The organism is Pseudomonas sp. SMN5, from assembly GCF_052041925.1.
Lineage (GTDB): Bacteria > Pseudomonadota > Gammaproteobacteria > Pseudomonadales > Pseudomonadaceae > Aquipseudomonas.
Window position 1 is genome coordinate 153,893 of the sequence record NZ_JBKGGX010000001.1, and the last position, 24,012, is coordinate 177,904.

General features: G+C 63.8%; 4 protein-coding genes. All 4 read left to right on the plus strand.

All coding sequences use genetic code 11. From position 1 onward, the window contains the following. Positions 1 to 58: 58 nt before the first annotated feature. From ACLEJR_RS00685 to ACLEJR_RS00700, 4 genes are read left to right on the plus strand one after another with little or no spacing between them, the layout of a single operon-like run. The gene (locus tag ACLEJR_RS00685; RefSeq protein ID WP_440811413.1) at positions 59 to 9,523 is read left to right on the plus strand and encodes an amino acid adenylation domain-containing protein; all 9,465 of its coding nucleotides are present in this window, start codon (positions 59 to 61) and stop codon (positions 9,521 to 9,523) included. Positions 9,524 to 9,525: 2 nt separating this feature from the next. Further along, on the plus strand, positions 9,526 to 18,585 hold the full coding sequence (locus ACLEJR_RS00690) for an amino acid adenylation domain-containing protein (protein WP_440811416.1): 9,060 nt from the start codon (positions 9,526 to 9,528) through the stop codon (positions 18,583 to 18,585). Continuing rightward, positions 18,582 to 22,370 (plus strand): non-ribosomal peptide synthetase, encoded by a 3,789-nt coding sequence (locus ACLEJR_RS00695; RefSeq protein WP_440811418.1) that lies wholly within the window; start codon positions 18,582 to 18,584, stop codon positions 22,368 to 22,370. Before ACLEJR_RS00690 ends, ACLEJR_RS00695 begins: the two co-directional genes overlap by 4 nt. After that, complete coding sequence (locus ACLEJR_RS00700) at positions 22,367 to 24,010, plus strand: cyclic peptide export ABC transporter (protein WP_440811420.1); 1,644 nt, start codon at positions 22,367 to 22,369, stop codon at positions 24,008 to 24,010. Before ACLEJR_RS00695 ends, ACLEJR_RS00700 begins: the two co-directional genes overlap by 4 nt. Positions 24,011 to 24,012 lie beyond the last annotated feature (2 nt).

The following is a 24,012-nucleotide window of genomic DNA, read 5'->3' on the forward strand; positions in this document are numbered from 1 at the left end:
CGTGCCCGTACATACAGGCATACATACACGCATCCACACAGGTTCGGATACCGTCAGCATGAACGACAAGGTCAAAGCACTTTCGCGCAATATCGAATCGATTTATCCGCTGGCGCCCATGCAGCAGGGACTGCTGTTCCACAGTCTGCTGCACCCTGGCAAAGGCATGTACCTGCTGCAATACCGTCATGTCATGGTCATGCCGAATCTTGATCTGGCAGCGTTCCGTCAGGCCTGGGCGCAGGTGGTGGAGCGCCATGAATTGCTGCGCACTTCCTTTGTCTGGAAGCAGCAAAAGCGTCCGATGCAAGTTGTGCACAAGCAGGTCGAATTGCCGATCACCTATGAGGACTGGTCGCATCTGAGCGAAGGCGAGCAACAGGAGCGCCTGGAACAACTGCTCAGCGAAGAGCGGACCCAGGGACTGGACTTTACCAAGGCGCCGCTGATGCGAGTCAGGCTGTACAAGCTGGCCCCCGACACCTATCAATTCGTGCGCAGCTACCACCACATCCTGATGGACGCCTGGTGCTTCTCGATCATCATGATGGACTTCCTCAACGGCTACCGTGCCGCTCAGGAGGGCCGTCGCCTGAACCTGCCGGCGCCGCGTCCGTATCGCGATTTCATTCGCTGGCTGGAAACCCAGAAGCCGCAGGACCACCAGGCATTCTGGCAACAACGCCTGGCGGGGTTCGACACCCCCAACGAGTTTGGCTTCGGGCATGTCGGCAGGATCCAGGGGGCTGCGGAGCCCGTTGAAGACTGCGTCGAACACCTGACGCTCGAGCAGACCCTCGACCTGCAGAGCGCGGCGGCCCGGCACGGCATCACCCTCAACACCCTGGTGCAGGGGGCCTGGGCTTTGCTGTTGGCGCGCTACAGCGGGGATCGCGACCTGGTGTTCGGCATCACCGTCGCCGGTCGGCCGGTTCACCTGCAAGGCATGGAAAGTATCGTCGGCCTGTTCATCAACAGTTTGCCACTGCGTTGGAACGTGCGTCCGGATGACGCGTTGGGTCCATGGTTGAAGGCCTTGCAGACCGAGAACCTGAGCCTGCGCGAACACGAAAGCGTGTCCCTGGCCGAGATCCAGCGCTGGAGCGAAGTGCAGCGCCAGGACCTGTTCCAGAGTCTGTTCGTGTTCGAGAACGCGCCCATTGCCGCCGACTTGCGTCAGGGGCAACTGGACTACCTGATCAGCGACATGGCCAATCGCACCCACACCAACTATCCCATCACGGTGGTGATCGTTCCGGGTGAGCGCCTGCACCTGCAATTGACCTATCAGACCGACTGGTACCTGCGCGAAGAAATCGAGCAGATGCTGCGCCACTTCCGCACCTTGCTGCTGAACATCTGTTCGGCCTTGCAGGCTCATCCAGAAACACCGCTGCACCACCTGGCGATGCTCGATGAGCGTGAAATCGCGCACCAGCATCAGGTCTGGGCCGGTGGAGGCCTGGCGGCCGACGAACAGCTGCTGCAACCCTTGTACATCGAGCGACTGCAGCAACAGGTTCGCCTGACGCCCGAGCGCATTGCCATGGTTCACGGCGACAACAGCCTGACGTTCGATCAGTTGAACCGCGCCGCCAACCGTCTGGCCCGGCACCTGCGCGCCCAGGGTGTCAACGCTGGTGACTTGATCGCGGTGTTCGACGAGCGTGGCCTGGACTTGGTGGTGATGATCCTTGCCGTCCTCAAGGCCGGTGCCGGTTGGCTGCCGCTCGACCCGCGCAATCCACCCCAGCGCTTGGCCCAGGTCCTGCGCCAGAGTCGAACGCCGTTGCTGGTCCACGGCGCGGGGTTGGGCGAGCTGGCGCGGGAGGCTGTGGCGCTGCTCGAACAACGTCCCAAAGCAGTGCTCTACGATTCTGCGGTACTGAACAGCTACAGCGATGAAGACCTGAACCTTGCGGTCCACGACCTCTCGTTGGCCTATTGCATCTTCACCTCCGGCTCCACCGGCACGCCCAAAGGGGCGATGGTGGCGCACGCGGGCATGCTCAACAACATCCTCGGCAAGCTGCCGGGGCTGGGGCTCGATGCATCCGATGTCATTGCCCAGACCGCGCCGCAATGCTTCGACATTTCTGTCTGGCAAACCCTGGCCGGCCTGGTGCTGGGGGCTCGCACGGTGATCCTCGGCGATTGCATCGTGCAGGATCCCGATGCGCTGGCGTCGGCCATCGAACGGCATGGCATCAGCATCCTCGAAGCCGTGCCGTCGTTGATGCAGAGCCTGCTCGACGCGGGGCTCGAACGCTCGCAACTGCGCTGGGTGCTGGCCACCGGCGAGGCGCTCCCGCCGGCCCTGGCGCGTCGTTGGTTCGACCGCTATCCCGCCATTCCATTGATGAACGCCTACGGGCCCGCCGAATGCTCCGATGACGTAGCGTTCCATCCGCTGCTCGAACGGTTGCCGGAACAACGCATCAACGTGCCCATCGGTCGCGCCACCCTGAACAACCGCTTATACCTGCTCGATGCCGACCTGCAACCCATACCGGCCGGTGCGGTGGGGGAGATTTTCGTCGCCGGTGTCGGCGTCGGACGCGGCTACATGGCAGACCCGGCGCGCACGGCGGCGGTGTTCCTGCCGGACCCGATTGCCAACGACGGTTCGCGTCTCTATCGCACCGGAGACCTGGCGCGCTTCCTGCCCAATGGCGATCTTGAATACGTTGGTCGTACCGACCATCAGGTCAAGATCCGCGGACACCGCATCGAACTGGACGAAATCGAAGCCTGCCTGAGCCATTACCCCGGCGTCCGGGAAGCGGTGGTCGTGGCGCGTGACGACCAGCAGCGCGCCAAGGTGCTGGTGGCCTACGTGGTGAGCGATACACAGGTGAGCATCGAGGCCTTGCGCGAGCATGTGCTTGGCCATCTTCCGCCCTACATGACGCCCGGCGCATTTGTGTTCCTGGAGCGCTTCCCACTCAACGGCAACGGCAAGATCGATCGAAAATCCTTGCCCGCCCCGGATTTCGCCGCCCAGAGTCAGGCCCGCTACGTTGCGCCCAGCAGCGAGCTGCAAGGCCAGATGGTCGAGGCCTGGCAAAGCGTGCTGGGGCTTGGTCAGGTCGGTGTCGAGGACAACTTCTTCGAGCTGGGCGGTCATTCGCTGCTGGCCACTCAACTGATCGGGCTGATCGGCAAACTCACGGGCAAGGATTTGCCCCTGCGCGTAGTGTTCGAGCGCCCGACCATCGCTGCCATGGCCGATTGGCTGGAAAACCAGACCGGCACCGTGAACGCATCGCCGGGGCTGTTGCCACGCCCTGACAAGCTGCCGCTGTCGTTTGCCCAGCAGCGTCTGTGGTTCCTGCAACAGTTGGATCCCCATAGCCCCGCCTATAACCTGGCAGGCGCCGTTCGCCTGACCGGCGAGTTGCACATTGCCGACCTGCAGGCTGCGTTGCAGGCTGTGGTTGATCGACACGAAGTGCTGCGCACCGGGTTTATCAACCAGGCCGAAGGACCGAGCCAACTGATCCTGGCCCGCACCGAGCTTGAGTTGCCTTTGGTCGACGTGCCGAACGAAGAAGGGCTGCACGATCTGCTGCGTCAGGATGCGATGACGCCGTTCTCGCTGGAAACGGCTCCGTTGCTGCGCGCCAGGCTCTATCGGCTGGCCCCGGATGCCTTTGTCTTGTCGTTGAACTGCCATCACATCGTGGCCGATGGCTGGTCCTTGCAGTTGATCATCGATGAGGTGTGCAAGCAGTACCGCAACCGGCGACAAGGGCTTGAGACAGCATTGCCGGCGCCGTCGATGCAGTACGCCGACTATGCCCTCTGGCAACACCAGTGGATGAACAGCAAGGCGTGCGTACAGGAACTGGCGTTCTGGCGCGAGCAGTTGGCTGGCGAACTGCCGGTGCTGGAGCTCGCGGCCGATTTTCCCCGTCCCGCCCAGGCGAGCCAAGCCGGTGGGCGTGTCGAGCGGCGCTTGTCCGACGCCCTGACGGCACGCTTGCGTGCGTTCAGTGCCCGCCACGGCTGGAGCAATTTCATCCCGATGCTCACCGCGTTCCAGTTGCTGTTGCGCAGCCGCGGCGGCGCGGACGACATCCTCGTCGGCGTTCCCGTGGCCAACCGGCACCACGGGGTACTCCAGCCCCTGGTCGGTTGCTTCGTCAACACGCTGGTGTATCGCAAGAAACTGTCGGGCGAGCGCAGCCTGCTGCAACTGATGAGCGAACTGCAAGCGCTGTCCGTGTCGGTTCAGTCCCATCAGGACCTGCCATTCGACTACCTGATCGAGCAGCTCGGCGTCGTGCGGCAGGTGAGCTACAACCCGTTGTTCCAGGCCATGTTCAACTACTTCCCGGGCAATGCCCTGGAGCGTTTTGAACTGACCGATGTGATCGCCGAGCCGTTGGACAACCGTCCGGACAGCGCCTTGTGTGATCTGCACCTGGACGTGCGGGACAGCGAACACGGCATCAGCCTGAGCCTGCAATACAGCAGCGACCTGTTCCGCGAAGAAACCGCCCAAGCGATGGCCGAGCAGTACCTGGCAATGCTCGATGCGTTGATCGCGCAGCCAGAAAGGGCGTTGGGTGAGTTGGCGTGGCAGTGTGCTGAACCCTCCCTGGCCCGTATCGACGGACCCGGCGTTACGGGTCACCAGGATATTCTCCAGGCCTTTGCGCATCAGGTCGCCCGTCAACCGGACGCGACGGCCTTAGTGGCCGGTGCTGAGCGTCTGAGCTACGCCCAGCTGGACCAGGCTGCCGAGCGATTGGCGGCAGCCTTGCAAGCCCATGGCGTGGGTATCGAGGATCGTGTCGCCCTCAGCTTGCCCCGCGACGCCCGCCTGCCCATGGCGCTGCTGGCGATTCTCAAGGCCGGTGCTGCCTACGTGCCGTTGGCCGAGGACACCCCGCCGGAACGTGGCCGCTACATCTTCGAGGCGGCGCAACCCAAACTGTGCCTGGGCACCGGCGCGAGCCTGGCGCTATTGGCGCAGTGGAACAGCGACGTGGCGTTGCTGGACATCGATGCCCTGAGCACCACAGACCGCTACAAGGCCCCGGCAGTGGCGCAGGATCAGCTCGCCTACGTGCTGTATACCTCCGGTTCCACCGGCCAGCCCAAGGGCGTGGCGATCAGCCGGGGCAACCTGATGAACCTGATGCTGGCCGTGGAGCAGGCCGTGCCGATGACGGCTCGGGACCGGGTCCTGGCATTGACCACCGCGACCTTCGATATTGCCATTGTCGAATTGCTGCTGCCGCTGGCACACGGCGCCAGCATCCTGTTGGCCGATCGCGAACAGGCACGTGATCCGCAGGCGATCGATCAACTGTTGATGACCGGGCAGCCGACGATCATGCAGGCCACTCCCGCGACCTGGCGAATGCTGGTGGCGCATACCTCGCGCAGTTGGCAAGGCGTGCGTGCGATTTCCGGCGGAGAAGCCTTGCCTTGTGCGCTGGCCGAAGCCATCGAGGGCAGGGGCGCCAGGGTCATCAACGGTTACGGGCCGACAGAAGCGACGGTCTACAGTACCTTTGAAGTGCGCAGCGGTGGCGAGGATGCTGGCGTCGAAGTGCCGATCGGGCATCCGGTCGCCAATACCGCCGCGTATGTTCTGGATGCCGATTTGCAGCCAGTGGCCGTCGGGGTGCCCGGTGAGCTGTACCTGGCTGGGGCGAACCTCGGTCGGGGCTACTTCGCGGCGGCACGACTGACCGCGGCGGCGTTCCTGCCGGATCCGTTCGTGCCGGGTGCCCGCATGTACCGCACCGGTGACCGGGTCCGACGCAACAGCCATGGCAGCCTCGACTACCTGGGACGGCTGGATTTCCAGGTCAAGCTGCGCGGTTTCCGGATCGAGCTGGGTGAAATCGAAGCGCTGCTGGCGCGTATCCCCGGCGTTCGCGAAGCGGCCGTCGTGCTGCTGGGCAGCGGTGAAACCGCCAGCCTGGTGGGTTACTACGCAGGCGACGCGCTGGATGAAACCATGCTGCGCGAGGCGCTCGCCGCCCAACTGCCGGACTACATGCTACCAAGCCAATTCGTTCGCCTGGACACCCTGCCTTTGAGCCCGAGCGGCAAGGTTGATCGCAAGGCGTTGCCGGCACCGCAACAACGCGACGGACAGCGCGGCACGCTTTCGAGCGAATGTGAGCGGGAGGTGGCCAGGCTCTGGGAGGAACTGCTGGGCTGCACCGACGTTGGCGCGCACGACAATTTCTTTGCCCTGGGCGGCCATTCGTTGCTGGCGGCGCGCCTGGTGGCGCGAATTGCCGAACAGCATGGCCGGCGCCTGGCATTGCGCACCCTGTTCGAGCAGCCGGTGCTGCGCGATTTTGCGGCGCAGGTGGCGGCGACGAACATTGAAGCCGAGGGCGTCCTGCGTCCTTTCAAGGAGCCCTTGGCACCGCTGCATTTCACTCAGCAGCGCCTGTGGTTCCTGGATCGCTTGCAAGGCGATACCCAGGCCTACCATTTGTCCCTCGCCCTGCGCCTGGAGGGTGCCCTGCAACCGGCGTTGCTGGAGCAGGCGTTGACGCAGTTGAGCAACCGCCAGCACAGCCTGCGGACGGTATTCAGCGAAACCTCCGATGGCGCCCGGCAGTCTGTCGAGCAATCCACGGCGGTGCCGTTGAGCTTCGAACCGCTGGAGATGGACGAACAGTCCGCGGATTTCGCGCTGAAACTGAGCCAGGAAGCACAACGTCCCTTTGACCTGTCGGCGCCGCCGCTGTGGCGGGTGTGTGTGTATCAGGGCCAGGACGTCAATGTGTTGCAGGTCACTTTGCACCACATCATTGCCGATGCCCGTTCGCTGGAAATTTTCTTCAATGAGCTGCAACTGATCTATCAGGCATTGCTGCAAGAGCGCAGCGCCAGCCTACCGCCGCTGCCGTTGCAGTTCTCGGACATCGCCGCCAGTTGGCAAAGTCCGGCAGGTCAGGCGCGTATCGAATCGCAGCTCGAATACTGGCGGCGAACCCTGGAAGGGGAGCCGCCGGTGCTGAACCTGCCCACCGATATGCCACGTCCCGCCGAGCAAGGCTACAACGGCCGGCGCCTGCGCTTCAGCCTGCCGGCAACCTTGGTCCAGCGTCTGCGTGATACCGCGCAACGCCACGGGCTGACCGCGTTCGCGCCGTTGCTGGCGGCCTGGAAAATCCTCCTGGCCAGGCACTCGGGCCAGCGCGAAATCTGGATCGGCCTGCCGGTCGCCCATCGCCATCAGGCCCACACCGATAACCTGATCGGTTACTTCGCGACCACCCAAGTGTTGCGCAGTCACATCGATGCCCAGCAGCCGGTCGAACAGTTCTGGCAGCAACTGCAAGCCACTCACCTGGCTGCCCAGCAGCATGCGGACGTCCCGTTCGAACGATTGGTAGAAGCGTTGAATGTGCGCCGCGACCTCAGCCACACACCACTGTTTCAGGCGTTGTTCAACCTGATCCAGCGCGATGCGGCAGCGGGCGATCAGCATTTCGCCGGCCTGCCGACGCAGCGGCTGGACGTGGAAAGCGACAGTGCCCTGGTGGATATCGGCTTGCACATCGAGCAGTACGGTGATGACTGGCAATGCGTGCTGGAATACAACACCGACCTGTTCCTGGATCGGACAGCGCAACGCTATGCAGACGAGTACTTGCACCTGCTCGAAGGCATGCTGGAAAACGCCCAGGCGCGCCTCTGGGACGTCGACCTGGCCAATACCGATCATGCCCTGGCCCTGCGTCCATGGAACCAGACGGCGGAGGCCTTGCCCCGCGAAGCGGACCTGATTGCCCGCTTCGAGCGTCAAGCGGCGCTGACGCCCGAGGCGTTGGCGGTCGACTGTCAGGACCAGCAACTGAGCTATGTCCAGCTAAACGCCCTCAGTAATCGCCTGGCCCATTGGTTGCGTGCACGGGGCGTCGGCACGGACGATCTGATTGCCGTCTGCTTGACCCGGGGCCGCTGGTTGCTGCCGGCACTGCTGGCCATCCACAAGGCCGGCGCGGCTTACCTGCCGCTGGACCCACAACACCCGGCGGATCGTCTGCGCTTCATCATCGAGCACGCCCGTCCGGCCCTGGTGCTCAGCGAAAGCCTGTGCGGCGATGTGCTGGGCGGTGTCGACAACGTCTGGCTCGATCAGTTGGCGCTGGAGGCGTGCAGTACCGACAACCCGGTGCTGCCGACCCACCCGGAGCAACGCGCTTATGTGATCTACACCTCGGGCTCGACCGGTACACCCAAAGGCGTGCAGGTCACACGCGGGAATCTGAGCAACCTGCTGGCCGCTCTCGATCGGCAATTGCCACTGGGCGCTGCGGATGTCTGGCTGGCCAGCACCACTTATGCGTTCGATATGTGCAAGCCGGAGCTGTTCCTGCCGCTGGTCAATGGCGCGGCGATCCTGCTGGCCCGTCGCGAGCAAGTCGTTGATGGTCACCAGCTGTTTGCCTTGCTGCGCCGCGCGACCGTGTTCCAGGCGACTCCCGCCGGTTGGCAGATCCTGTTGGAAACCGCCCAGGCCGACTGGCCAGCCGTGCGCGGGTTGATCGGTGGCGAGGCGGTTGCCGCTGAGCTGGTAACCGAGCTGCGCAGCCGCGGCGTGGTGCTGATCAACGCCTATGGTCCGACCGAAACCACGGTCTGGTCGACGACGCAGACGCTGCAAGAGGTGCCGTCCGGCGTGGCCGACATTGGTTCGCCGCTGCTCAACACGCGTTGCTACGTGCTCGATGAAATGCTCCGTCCGGTTCCACTGGGCACCACGGGTGAACTGTATATCGCCGGCGCCGGGGTGACCCGTGGTTACCAGCATGCCGCCGCCACCACGGCCGCGGTCTATCTGCCCGACCCGTATGCCAGTGAACCGGGTAGCCGCATGTATCGCACCGGCGACCTGGTACGGCGGCGCGATGACGGACGACTGGCCTACGTTGGTCGCAGCGATTTCCAGGTCAAGGTGCGTGGGTTCCGCATCGAGCCCGGCGAGATCGAGTCGCTGCTGCGTCGTTATCCGGGCGTGGAGGAGGCGGTGGTGATGATCGACTCGCGCAGTCAGAGCCTGTTCGCCTGGCTGCAAGCGCCGAGCCCCATCGACCAGGCAGAACTGCGTCGGCACCTGGAAGGCCTGTTGCCGGGCTATATGATCCCGGCGGGTTTCATCACCCAGCCACGCCTGGCCCTCAATGCCAACGGCAAGATCGACCGCAAGGCGTTGCCGGCGCCGCAGCCGGTGACGATACAGGGCGTGGCGCCGCGCACCGAGCTGGAGCAGCAACTGGCCGAAATCTGGCAGGACCTGCTCGAATTGCCGCAGGTCGGGGTGTTCAACAGTTTCTTCGAGTTGGGTGGGCATTCGCTGTTGGCGATGCGCTTGATGACCCAGGTCGAGAGCCGTTTCGGTATCAGGATCGAGCTGCGCAGCCTGTTCCACAACCCGACGATTGCCGGCCTTGCCGAGCAGATCGAGAAACCCCAGGGGCCGTCGACGGACCAGGCCCTGGACGAAATGCAGCGCCTGTTATCAGAGATGGAAGAGTAAGGATGAGTGCGATGACGCAACAAGCGTTCCTGGAGATTGCGCAGCGACTGGCTTCCTTGCCTGCGGACAAGAAGAAAATTTTTCGCCAGCGCCTGGCCGAGAAGGGCATCGATAGCTGGCGCCTGCCGATCGTACCCGCCGTGCTCGCTGAAGCGGGGCGCTTGCCGCTGGCTCAGGCGCAGCGGCGTTTCTTGTCGGCGGAGGCCCTGAGCAGCCGGGCGCTTTACAATCTGTGCTCGGTGCTGCGTTTCGACGGTCGCCTCGATGGCGAGCGCTTGCAACAGGCCATGCAACAGTTGACCGACCGTCACCAGATACTGCGCACCCGTTATACGACCGACTCGGACGGACAATTGCAGTCCCAGTGCGAGCCGCAAACAGTCACTCTGCCAGACGTCGAGCCACTGAGCCTGGCTGCCGGCGAGTACGAGCAGTGGTGCGCCGATGAGTACGCCCGGCAACTGGCCGAGCCCTTTGACCTCAGCCAGTCGGCACCTTGGCGCTGGCAAGCGTTCAGCGATGCGCAGGAGCGGTCGACCTGGTTGTTCTTCACCATCCACCATGTGGCCTACGACGCCTGGTCGGCCCAGCAACTGACCCTGGAACTGGCCGAGGCGTACCGGGCGCTGGCAGTGGATGAGCCGGCCCGGCAGCCTGAACTGAGCATCCAGTACGCCGACTACGCCGCTTGGGAACAGGAATGGCTGGACAGCGAAAGCTGCCGCCAGCACATCGATTTCTGGCGTGCACAGTTGGGCGATGCGCCCGCACCATTGGCGTTGCCCCTGGATCGGCCACGCCCGGCGCCCGCGCAACGTCGCCACAGCGGCGCGGTGCTGGCTCGCACGCTGTCTGCGCAGCTGACGACGGCGGTCGAAGCGGCTATCCGCAGTCATGGGGTGACGCTGTACATCTATGGCCTGACGGCTTTCAGCTGCCTGCTGTCGCGCTACAGTGGCGAGAGCGACCTGTGCCTGGGCACCTCGGTCGCGCACCGTGACCGTCCGGAGTTGGTACCGCTGATCGGGCCTTTGCTCAATACCCTGGTGATCCGTCAGCGCCTGCACGACAACCCGGACTTCACCACCGCGCTGCTGCGCACCCGTGACACCGTCGCAGCGGCTTTCGATCATCAGCAGCTGCCTTTTGAAAAAGTGCTCGAGAACCTTGAGCGCCCGCGCTCGAGTCCGCTGTTCCAGGTCATGTTCGTTCAGGTGGACTTGCCTGAAAGCCGCACCCTGACATTGCCGGGTGTCGCGGTTGAAGTCCTTGATCCGCCGCAGCGTCATGCACGCTTCGACCTCACGCTGCGCCTGGTGCGCACCGCTGACGCGGGCTTGCGCTGCGAGTTGGAATACAGCGACGAATTGTTCGACGCGGCGACGGTCGAGCAGATGCTCGACGACTTGTTGGCGATTTTCGAAGAGGCGGCGAGTCATCCCCAGCGCCGCCTGGCCGAGTTCCCGCTGGTTTCGCCGCCAAGTGAACTGTGTGGCCCGGCGTTGGGCGTGATGCCCTTACCGCTGGACCGGCAGGTGCTGCATTGGGCCGCGCATACGCCGACCGCGGCGGCGCTGTGCAGCGCCAACGAAACCATCGACTACGCCACGCTCGGTGCCGCGAGCCGTGCGTTGGCCTCGCGACTGGCCGGGCAGGGCGTGGGTCCGGGGCAGGTGGTTGCGCTGTGCATGCCGCGTTGCGCGGAACAACTGCTGGCGACGCTGGCGTGCTGGCAACGAGGCGCGGTCTGCCTGTTTCTCGACCCGGCACAACCGCCGCAGCGACTCGCGCAGTTATTGCAGGACAGTGCCGCAAGCCTTTGGGTGACTTTGGCCGAGGCCCCGGAAACCGGCATTCAGATGGCTCGTCTGGTGCTTGGTGCCGCTGACTTGCGTGCCGAGGCCAGCGAGGACCTGGGCGAGAGCCTCAGCCAGCCGCACTTGCCGGCCTATCTGATTTATACCTCCGGTTCGACCGGCCAGCCCAAAGGCGTGCTGGTCACCCACGGCAACCTGGCGCATTACGCCAGCGCGGTCGGTCAACGCTTGCAAGCGAAGCCGGGCAGCCGCTGGGCGACATTGGCGACCGTGGCGGCGGACCTCGGGCTGACGTGCGTGTTCGCTGCGCTGAATGCCGGTGATCCGTTGATCCTGCCGCCGGCCTCGTTGACCTTCGATCCGCCCGGCTGGGCTGACTTTCTTGACGAGCAACCGGTGGATTGCCTGAAGATCGCGCCTTCGCACTTGCGCGGTCTGCTGGCGCTGGACGATGCCCGACGTGTGTTGCCCAGGGATGTGTTGATCCTGGGCGGTGAGGGTTTCGATCACACCTTGTTCGCACGGGTGCGCGAACTGGCCCCGCAACTGCGTATCTTCAACCACTACGGACCGTCGGAAACCACGGTGGGTGTGATCTGCGGAGAAATCCGCTCGCTCGATTCGCCGGACCCAGGTCCGTACCTGCCCTTGGGCCAGCCGTTATCGGACTGCCAACTGCGCATCGTCGACGGCAACGATGTATCGGTGCCGCTGGGCGTCGCCGGCGAATTGCTGATCGGTGGTCCTCAGGTGGCCCAGGGGTACCTCGGCCAACCTGAACTGAGCGCCCAGTTATTCGGCTCCACCGCCCAAGGCCAACGCTTCTATCGCAGTGGTGACCGGGTTCGCCTGGATCGCAATGGAAACCTGGTGTTCCTCGGGCGTGGGGACGATCAGGTCAAGATCCGTGGTTTCCGCGTGGAGCCGGGCGAAGTCAGCGCCTGGCTCAAGGCTCAACCGCATGTTCGCGAAGGGGTGGTGCTAGCATGCGAGGTCAAAGGGCGCACGCAACTGGTGGCGTACCTCAGTCCGGCCCTGGCCACCGACGCCTTGGCGAGCCTGCAAGCCGAGGCCAAGCGTCAATTGCCTGAACACATGGTGCCCGGTCATTGGTGCGTGCTGGAGGCGTTGCCGCTGACGGCCAATGGCAAGCTCGATAGACGTGCCTTGCCGGAGCCGGCCGAGCAGGCGTCCGCCGATACCGCCGCTCGGCCACCCAGCGGTGCCACGGAACAGCGCCTGGCGCAGTTGTGGTGTCAAGTCCTCGGCTGCACGCACGTCGGGCGCGAGGATGATTTCTTTGCCCTGGGCGGCGATTCGATCCTGAGTTTGCAATTGATCGGCCTGGCTTCGCGTGAAGGGCTCAAGCTGCAACCGCGCGACGTCCTGCAACACCCCACCCTGGCGGCCATGGCCCTGTGCATCGAGGGTCGGCAGGATCCGGTGTTGCTGACCGTTCTCACGGCCTTTCGCGAGTTGCTCGAACACCCTGGCCTGGGGCCGGACGCGGACTTCTTTGCCGAGGGCGGGGATTCGATCCTCAGCCTGCAATTGATCGCGCGCCTGCGTCAGGCCGAGCTGCGCCTGATGCCCCGGCAGTTGCTGGAAAATCCGACCGCCCGGCAACTGGCCGGGGTACTGGCTGGCGCAGCCTCGCCGACCGTTGCACCGAAGCAGGAGATCGAAACCACGGAGCCGTCGCGTGCCCTGTCCCATGCCCAGCAGCGGGTGTGGTTCATGCAACAACTCGATCCGACCGCGACGGCCTACAACGTTACGCAGTTGCTGGCCTTGCGCGGTGAGCTGGATGTGCCTCGTCTGCAACGCGCTTGCCAGGCCCTGGTCTCGCGCCATGAGGCTCTGCGTTGCAGGTTCTTCGAAGCGCACGGGCAAGTCTGGCAGCGCCTGGATGAGACGGCCTCTGCCATTTTCAATGTGCATGACCTCAAGGACCAGGATGAGTCGCAGCAGGTAGCAACCATCGCCGGTGCCGCCAAGCGGGTTTTCGACCTGGGACAGGGACCGTTGCTGGCAATCGACCTGTTCTGTGTGGCACCGGGTGATTACCGCTTGCTCTTCAATGTGCACCACATTGCCGTGGACGGCTGGTCCATGGGCCTGCTGGTCGAGGATTTTGCGCGGCTGTACCAGGATCAGAACCAAGACCAGAACCAGGACACGCCCGCCACCATCGGATTACTGCCATTGATCGAAGCACAGCGGCGAGCTCTGGAAGGAGAGCAGGGCAGTCAGCTGCTGGCGTATTGGCAACAACGCTTGCAAGGTCTGGGCAACGAGCCGCTGGAGTTGCCGGACCACTGCGCCCGCCCCACAACGCAGGCCTACTCCGGTGCCCGCGCCGAATTTGCCTTCCCCTGCTCGTTGAGTGCGGCTATCGATGCCCGGGCCAGAGCAATGGGTGTCACGCCGTTCGTGCTGTATTTCGCCGCTTACCAACTGCTGCTTTGGCGTCATGCCGGGCGCACTGATTTTGCCCTTGGCTTGCCTGTGGCCGGGCGCGAATCGGCTGAGAGCCAGGCACTGGTCGGCTTGTTCGTCAACACGCTGGCGCACCGGGTGCAGATCGATGCCCGGCAAAGCCTGCAATCCTTTATCCACGACCTGAACGGGCGGTTGGCCAGTGATCTGGCCCATCAGGCGCTGCCGTTCGAGCAATTGCTGGACATGCTGAACGTCGAGCGTAGCCTGGACCGCACGCCGGTGTTCCAGGCGATGTTCAACTATCAGGCTGACCACCGTGATGCGCGCAGCCTCAGCCTGCCGGGCATCCAAGTGGAGCCGCTGGCGCTGCCGGACGGTGTGGTAAGCGCCAAGTTCGACCTGACGTTCAATGTGTTTAGCCGAGGCCGTGGAGCCGATGCGCGCACCGGTTTGATTGTCGAGTACGCGACCGCCCTGGTGCGCCCCGGCACCAGCCAACGACTGGCGGAGGATTACCAGGGCCTGCTCACCAGCCTGGCCAGCCTCGATCTTGCGCAGCCCTTGCTGGAAGTGCCTTTGGGCTCAGTCGCAACCCTGGCCACCGCAGGCACGTCCGCGCATCTGGATGGCGAAGCGGATTTTGTCACGCGCTTTGAAGTGCAGGCTGCCGTTCACCCTGAGCGTATCGCGGTGTGCTGCGCCGGGCGCCGCGTGAGCTACGCGGCGCTGGATGCCCAAGCCAATCGCCTGGCTCACTGGTTGCTGGCGCAGGGCATCGGGCAGGAGTCGACGGTCGCTTTCTGCCTGCCGCGAGACGAAAGGTTACTGGTGTGCCTGTTGGGCATCCAGAAGGCCGGCGCAAGCTACCTGCCGCTCGACCCCGCTCATCCAGCGGCACGGCAGGCACAGATTCTCACTCGGGCGCGGCCGCAATTGCTGCTCTGCGACACGCTGTCCGCAGACTTGCCCGGGCACTTGCGCAGCTGCCTGTGGGCAGACCTGCCGTTGTCACAATTTTCGACGCCCACCTACACAAAATCCCCGGGCCTGGCGACAACCCTCGAGCAATTGGCTTATACCCTCTACACCTCGGGCTCGACCGGACAACCCAAGGGCGTGCAGATCAGTCGAGGCAGCTTCGCCAACTTCCTGCTGGCCATGGAGCAGGCGCTGCCGCTGGATAATGTGCAGCGCTACCTGGCCCTGACCACCGTGACCTTCGACATTTGCGGTCTGGAGCTGTGCCTGCCGCTGGTGCGCGGCGGCACGGTGGTGCTGGCCGATGATGAAGAGCGGCAGGACCCCGTGTTGCTCGCAAACCTGATCCAGGACCAGGCCGTGGATCTCATCCAGGCCACACCGGCCACCTGGGCGATGCTGTTGCAAGGCGATCGCCAGGTACTGGCCGGGCGTGTGGCCCTGGCCGGTGGTGAGGCATTGGCGGCTGAGATGGCAGCCGAACTCAGGCAATGCGTGGCCCATCTCGTCAACGTCTACGGCCCGACGGAAACCACCGTGTGGTCGACCCAGACGCCCATCGATGCCCTGCAATCGCCCGTTGCCCCGATTGGCCGGCCGTTGCTCAACACCCGTTGCTACGTCCTGGATGAGCACCTGTGCGAAGTGCCGCCCGGTTGTGTGGGTGAGCTTTATATCGCCGGTGACGGCCTGGCCCGTGGTTATGCCGGGCAACCGGGGTTGACCGCCGAGCGTTTCATTGCCGATCCGTTCAGCCGCGAGGGCGGGCGGTTGTACCGCACCGGTGATCTGGCGCGCTGGCAGCCCGATGGGCAGCTGTATTACCTGGGTCGCACCGATGACCAGATCAAATTGCGCGGTTATCGCATCGAGCTGGGGGAGATCGAGGCCGTGCTCCTCAGTCATCCCGATGTAGTGCAGGCGGTCGTGGCCGTGCAAGGCGAGCATCTGGCCGCTTTCTGGGTCGCCAGTACCGCTAACCCACCGGACGACACCGCGATCCGCAACTATTTGCAGGCCCGTTTGCCGGCGTACATGTTGCCGACGCATTTGCAGGCGCTGGAACAACTGCCCCTCAATACCAACGGCAAGGTGGATCGCAAACAACTGCCACGGGTCCGATTGGAGGTCAGCGGTGCAGGCGTCATCCAGCGCGCGCTGACGGCCAGCGAAACATTACTGGCCGAGGTCTGGGGAGCGGTTTTGAACCAACCGCAGATCCCTGCCGATGGGCATTTTTTCCAGTTGGGCGGGCATTCGCTGATGGCGGCCCAAGTGCGTGCGCGTTTGCGTGAGCAAGGCCTTGAAGTGCCCTTGCGCTGGCTGTTCGAAACGCCTGTACTGGCGGACCTGGCACAGCGTATCGAGGGCCTTGCGCCTCGCCTGGACCTGGCTTCGTTGCAGATCCGCCGCGTCGACCGACAGATGGATCAACCGTTGTCCTCGGCGCAACAACGGGTCTGGTTGATGCAGCAGCTGGACCTGGCTGACAGCAGCTTCAACATGAGCAGCAACGTGCGCTTGCACGGACCACTGGACTGCCACGCCCTGGAGCGTGCATTGCATCGGTTGGTGGAACGCCATGGGATCTTGCGCACCACGTATCACCAGCGTGGCGGTGAGTTGTACCAGCGGATCCACGAACAGCTGTCGGTAACGTTGCAAGTGATCGTGTCGAGCGCGGCACAGTGGCCGGTCGATGCTCGCGATGTTGCGCTGCGACCGTTCGACCTCTCCCGCGAGGCACCGCTGCGGGCGGTCCTGTACCGCCTCGGCGAGCAGGATCATGTGCTGCAACTGGTCATGCACCACATTGCTTCGGACGGCTGGTCCGGCGCCGTGCTGGTCGATGAGCTGATCCAGGGTTATGAGGCCTACAGCACAGGTGTGCTGCCGCCGCAGGATGAACTGGCGATCCAATACGTGGACTACGCGGTATGGCAAGGTTCGCCAGAGGTACAGCGGCGTCAGCGTGAAGGACTGGCGTTCTGGCGACAGGCCCTGGCTGGCATTCCTGCGCAAGTGCCGCTGCCGTTCGATTTCCCACGCCCGGAGCGCGACAGCGGCACCGGGGCGGCGCTGGACTTCCAGTTGTCGGCGGCCACGGTGGGTCGGGTGAAGGCGTTTGCGCAAGAGAGCGCAACGTCACCGTTCATGCTGCTGCTGACGTGCTATGCCGCCGTGTTGCAGCGCGAAACCCAAGGGCGCGACCTGGTCATCGGGACGGACGTCGCCAACCGCGAGCATCCTGCCACCGAATCGCTGATCGGCTTCTTCGTCAATCTGCTGGCCTTGCGCATCCGCCTGCAACCGGAGCTGAGTTTCCGCGAACAAGCGCAGCAGGTCCGGGAGGTGTGCCTGCAAGCGTTCGGCTGGCAGGACACGCCGTTCGAGCGTGTCGTCGAATGCCTGGAGCTGCCACGGGTGGCGAATGTCCATCCGCTGTTGCAGACCTTGTTCGTGCTCGACAACACGCCGCGCCAACAACGCCAGCTCGGCCATTTGCAGGTCGAGCCGCTGACGGGCGAGCAGCACCATTCCAAGTTCGACATGGCCCTGTTCGCCAGCGAAGACGGCGACACGATCAACCTGCGCTGGGTATATCGCACCAGCCTGTTTCGCCAGGCCACGGTCGAACGCCTGCGCGATGCCTTCCAATCGCTGCTGGACATGGCCCTCGGTGCGCCCGACAACCCAATCGATACCTTGATCAAGACTCCTGGAGGAGCCGCCGTCATGTCCACGGACAATCCGCTGCAACGCAAAATGAGCAAATTGGGCAAGATGCGCCAGAGCGGGTCGCCTGTCACTCGCGAGCCCTTCGAAGCCCGACCGCTGCGCGAAGGCTCCAAGTTCCCCTTGTCGATTCAACTGCGTGACCGCGAACTGGCGCCTGCCATCTGGGCGCAAGCCAACCGCGATAAGGTCGAGAACTGGTTGCTCGAACACGGTGGCATTGTCTTCCGTGGTTTCGATCTGCCGACGCCGGCGGCTTTCGAAGCGTTCTGCCAGGCCCTGTGCCCGCAGCTGTATGGTCAATACGGTGACCTGCCGAAGGAAGAGGGTGGCAAGAACATCTACAAATCCACGCCCTATCCCAAGGACCGGATGATCCTGTTCCACAACGAGAGTGCCCATCAGCATCGCTGGCCGCGTCGGCAATGGTTCTACTGCCAGATCCCGGCCACGTCGGGTGGCGCGACCCCGATTGTCGACAGCCGCCAGGTTTACCGGGAACTGCCGGCCTGGCTGCAAGCGAACCTGCGGCGCAAACAGCTGATGTACGTGCGTAATTTCAGTACCAGCCTGGACGTCAGCTGGCAGCATTTCTTCCAGACTGAAGAGCGGGCCGACGTCGAACGGATCTGCCGTGAGAGCAACATCCAATTCCAGTGGCGCGGGGCCAACGACCTGCACACCCGCCAGGTGTGCCCGGCGGTCATCCTGCACCCGCTGACGGGCGAGGAGAGTTTCTTCAACCAGATCCAGCTTTATCACCCGGCCTTTCTCGACGCCGATGTGCGCGAGCAGTTTCTACGCGACGGTGAAGCCTCGATGCCCCGGCAGGTGTTCTACGGTGACGGTTCGGAACTTGAACCGGAGGCTATCGAGGCGATCAACACGGCTTACGAGCGTTGTGCCGTGCGTTTCGATTGGCAGCAGGGGGATGTAGTCATGCTCGATAACATGATGGCGGCACACGCCCGGGACCCGTTCGAAGGCGAGCGCAAAATCGTGGTGGCCATGGGGGAGATTTACGGTCGTGACCAGGTGATGGCTGCGCCGGCGCAAACTGAACAGACACACGCAGGGATGAAATCATGATGGACCTCGGACTCACGCTTTCACCCCAACAAAAGCAACTGGCCCAGGCCAATCCGCAAGCCTGGCGCTGGGTTCGGATGCAACTGACGGGCGTGCCCGAAGGCAACGTCGAGCAACGCCTGCGTGATTGTCTCCGGCAGCATCAAGCGTTGCGCCTGCGCTATCAGCGCCCGGTCGGCGCCACGGGCTTGCGCCAGCGCGTGGTCGAGCCGTTCGAGCTGCGCCTGGACTGGCGTCAGGGGCGCTCGAATGAACAGCACAATGAGCAGACATGGCTGCGCGACGCCCAGCGGCATTGCCTGACGGAGCAGCCCGATGTATTGGCCTGGCTGCTCGACGATTGGCTGCTTTTGGCGGTGCCGGTGTATTCGCTGGATCAGCGCAGCCTGATCCAGTTGCAGGAACAATTGCTGGGGCGCGCCGCGCCGTTGGACGCCGAACCCATGCAATACGGCGAATACGTCGAATGGATCAACGGCCTGCAATTGGATGAAGATGCCGAGCAGGGCGTGCAGTTCTGGCGCAACCAGGCCTTGCAGGACGTGCCGGGCATGCGATTGATCGAACGCTATGGCATCGCCAGCGGCAATTCTGCCATTGTCCGGCTGATGCTGGCGCCGGCACTGCCGGCGGCGTTGAAGGCCCTGGCCGAACGCGAAGACCTTGCGGTCGAGCCACTGGTCCTGGCCGCCTGGGGTGCATTGCTGGGCAGGCTCAATGGCCAGCCGGACGGCCAGTTGGGTCTGCAGCACGATCCTCGTGATGACTATGAAGAGCTATCGGGTGCCTACGGGCTGTTCGAGCAGACCCTGCCGATGACGGTGCGGATGTCGGAGCACAGCACTTGGATCAACCTGGCGCGGCCATTGGCACGGCAACTGGAAAACGCAGTGGCCTGGCAGGAATATGTGGGCCAGGCCCAGTTATTGCCCGACTGGCGCGCCAGCTTCCAGGCTGGGCTGCGTGTCCTGTCCGCAGCGTCGCTGCAAGATGTGCAGGTCCTGTCCTTCGACAGTCCCGTCGAACTGCAATTGCAGCTGACGCTCGATGCCCAGGGCCGCGCAGAGCTGGTGCTGGCCTACGATGAGGGTCTGTACCGGGAAAACCAGATGCAAGTGTTGCTCAAGCGCTTCGGCCATTGGCTCGAGCAATTGATGGAATCGCCCAACGAACTCATCCATCGCCTCGATTGCCACTTGCCCGAGGAACTGTCGGCGGTGCCGCCCCGTCCCGCGCTGGCGCCGGATCTCGATATCGTCGCCACCGTGCGCGAACACGCACGGACACAACCGGATCGGCCGGCGCTACGCTATGCCGAGCAAATCTTCTCCTATGCCGAGCTAGATGCCCTGAGCGACCGTGTGGCCGGCAGCCTGCGTCAGGCCGGCGTCGGCCGCGAGCAGGTGGTCGGCCTGTACTTGCCGCGTGGGGCGCAGATGTTGATCGCGATGCTGGCCTGCTTCAAGGCCGGTGCGGCCTATTTGCCCCTCGATCCGCAACAACCCCCCCTGCGTCTGGCCGGCATTGTCGACGATGCCCGACCGGCCCTGTTGCTGCACCTGGAAGGGCTGCTGCCCGATACTTCGGTCGATACGCTGTGCTGGTCGCAGGCGTCCATCGGGCCAGTGTTCGATACGCCGGTGCAGGGCACCGCGCAAGACCTGGCCTACGTACTCTATACCTCGGGCACCAGCGGCAAGCCCAAGGGTGTGCAGATCGAGCAAGGTCAGTTGCGCCATTACGTCACGCAGGTGACCCGCGCGCTGCAGTTACCCGAGGGCGGGCACTATGGCCTGGTCTCCTCGCTGCTGGCGGACCTCGGCAATACCGTGCTGTTTCCGGCCTGGTTGCAGGGCGGTTGCGTGCATCTGCTGGAACAGTCCACCGTGACGGATGCGCGGGCATTCGCCGAGGAGCTTCAGCGTCACCCGTTGGACGTGCTCAAGATTGTCCCTTCGCACCTTGAAGCCCTGATGGGCGAACACGCGACCAGCGCTGTTCTTCCAAGCCGGGTTCTGGTGTTGGGCGGAGAGCCGATCAGCGAGCATTTGCTCAGTCGTCTGGCCCAAGCGAAACCAGCCTGTCGCCTGTACAACCATTACGGTCCGACGGAGACCACCGTGGGGGTCTTGTGGCGGGCGATCGATATCGACCAGGGCGTGAGTGGCAGTGCCTTGAATCAAGTCTTGGGCGATAACCGTATCCACCTGCTCGATGAGCAGCAACGACCGGTGCCACCTGGTCAGGCCGGGGAGTTGTGCATCAGCGGCGCCAGCGTCGGCCGCGGTTATGTGGGCGGTTTCGGCAGCAGTGCCTTCGGTGTCGATCCGCTCAGCGGCAGCCGCCTGTATCGCACCGGCGACCTTGCCTTGTGCCAGGCCGATGGTGCGCTGCGTGTGCTGGGACGCAACGATCAGCAGGTGAAGATCCGCGGGTTCCGCCTGGAGCTGGCGGAAATCGAACAGGCGCTGTTGGCCCAGCCGGGCGTATTGCAGGCCGCTGTCTTACTGGACGGTGAAGCCGACCATGCCCGCTTGCTGGCGTTCGTGGTCAGGGACGAGGTCGTGTTGCAGACCAACGATCATCTGGGTGCCGCCCTGGCTCGCCAGCTACCGGACTACATGCTGCCCAGCGCTATCCTTGCGCTCAAGGCGCTGCCACTGAACAGCAATGGCAAGCTGGATCGCAAGAGCCTGCTCGAACGCGCCAGGCAGCGCTTGCGGAGTACCCGTGTGGCACCTGTCGGTGAGCTGGAAACCGCGATCCTGGCTATCTGGTGCGAGGTGCTCGGCGTTGACGAACTGGGCGTGACCGACCACTTCTTCAATGTCGGTGGGCATTCCCTGGCGGCGATCAAAGTGGTCTCGCTGATCCGCGAGCGCCTGTCGCTCGAGTTGCCGACCAACCTGTTGTTCGAACGGCATACCGTGCGTGACCTGGTCCAAGGGCTGGGCAAGCATGACAGCGGCGGCCCTTGGAAAGTCTTGCAGGACGCGGATGGGCATGCGCCGGCCTTGCTGCTGGTGCACGGCGCGCAAGGGCATCTGCAGGCGTATCAGCCGCTGCTGGACAACCTCGACAGCAACGTCGCGGTGTTTGGCCTGGCCGCCCTGGAAAAGGGTTGGGGCGAGGGCGACATGGACGCGTTGCTGCACCAGTACGTGGCGAGCATCCCCGTGCAGCTGAAACAGCGCCCGTTGGTGCTGCTGGGCTGGAGCCTGGCGTCGCGCCTGGCGTTGCTGCTGATTCCCCATCTCCAGGCCAACGGCTTTAACGTCGAAGGGCTGGTGGTACTCGATCACGATGCGCAGCGCAGCCTGGCCGGCGAGGGCGATGAGGCGGGCCAGTTGATTGCCGATTTCGCTTTCTACTGCCGCAGCCATGCCCAGCCCATGGGCGAATCGCTGCGCGAACGTTTGACGGGCCTGTTGGCCGGGCATGACTACGCCGAGGGAGTTGCCCGCTTGCTCGACGATGCCCAGGTGCGTGCGCATCTGCAATGGGACGCCGCCGATGCGGATTTGCTCAGGCTATTAGCGCAGTATCGGGCGATCAAAACGCGCTTGTATGAACAGGACTTACCCACTGTCGACGTACCGCTATGGCTCTGGCGCGGCAACGCCCATGCCGACTTGCTGGCCTCGTGGCAAGCGTATACTCGGCAGGCTGTTCGCCAGTGGACGCTGGACGTGGGTCATCACGAGATGCTCGGGGAGCCGCGATTGGTCGAAAGCCTGCTGCCTTTACTGTTGCAAACCTCTGCCAAGGTGGTGTCTGCCCCATGATCCTATTGAAAGAACTGCTGCATGACGCTCGATGGCGCATTCTGCTGGCGATTCTGAGCAGCGCCTTGAGCGCGGCCACCAGTATCGGCCTGATCGGCTACATCAACCGCAGCCTGGAGCACGGCCTGGACGATATCGGCCGCGGTTTGCTGCTGTTCGGTGGCTTGCTGATCCTGTTGTTCCTCAGTGGTATCACGTCGCAATGGTTGCTGGTGCAGATCGGGCATCGCCTGGTTTACCAGTTGCGCCTGCGGCTGGTGGGCAAGGTGTTGGGCACTGCACTCGAACGCATCGAGCGGCTGGGCAGCCCGCGTATCTACAACGCGCTGACCAAGGACGTGACCACCGTCGCCACGGCGTTCAAGCAACTGCCGATCTCGCTGTACAACGGCCTGTTGCTGCTGGCCGGGCTTGCCTACATGGCGTGGTTGAGCGTGCCGTTCTTTGTCCTGACTCTCGGTGTGATTGCACTGGGGGTGGGGCTCGATGTGCTGCTCGGGCGCAAGGTCAAGGCCTTGATGCAGGCGGTACGTCGCCAGGACGACCAGTTGACCGAGCAATTCGAGGCCGCCATCCAGGGCCGCTGCGAGTTGGGTCTGAGCCGGGAACGCCGGCACCTGCTCTATGAGCGCAAGCTCGAACCCATTGCCCGGGCCTCGCTGGATGCGTCGGTACGTGCCGACACGCTGTGGGCGGTGAACCTGAACTGGACGACACTGTTGGTGTTCGTGCTCATCGGCACGCTGTTCTTTCTCGGTCAGGGGCTTGGGTTGCTCAGCCAGCAGGTGGTGGTGGGCTACGTGCTGGCGATCATGTTTCTGCGCACGCCGATCTCGATGATCCTGGACGCCATTCCTGCGGTTATTCGTGGTCATGTCGCCTTGCAGGCCATCGATGCCCTGGCGCTGGGCGAGACGGTGCAGTTCAAGACCCTTGCGCAAGCGGCAGAGCCCTTCGGCGAGTTGCGCCTGTCGAACGTGCGCTATCGCTATCCAGGACAGAGTGACGAGTTCGCCTTCGAGCTGGGGCCGATCGACCTGTCGATTCGTCGCGGGGAGTTGATTTTCATCGTCGGCGGCAATGGCAGCGGTAAATCGACCCTGGCCAAGCTGCTGACGGGACTCTACGAACCCACTTCGGGGAAGGTTGCGCTGAATGGCGTGGTCCTCGATGCCAGCACCAGCGAGTGGCACCGCGAGCATTTCGCGGCCATTTTCGCCGACTTCTACCTGTTCGCCGATGTGCTGGGCGAGGCGGGTGATCATGACGGGCTCGAGGCTCGGGTGGACCACTATCTGGACCGCCTGGGACTGGCCCATAAAGTCCAGTTCGCCGCCGGGCGGCTGTCGACCACGGCGCTCTCCCAAGGACAGCGCAAGCGCCTGGCGCTGTTGTTGCTGATGATGGAAGGCCGGGAAGTGTTCTTGCTCGACGAGTGGGCGGCCGACCAGGATCCGGTGTTCCGCCATGTGTTCTACAACGAGCTGCTACCCGAACTGAAGGCGGCCGGCAAGACGGTGATTGCGATCACCCATGATGACCGTTATTTCGACGTGGCCGACCGGGTCTATCGTCTCGATTACGGCCATCTGGTGGACTATGACCGAACGGCGGAAAACCCTTTCCAGCTGGCGAAATAGGG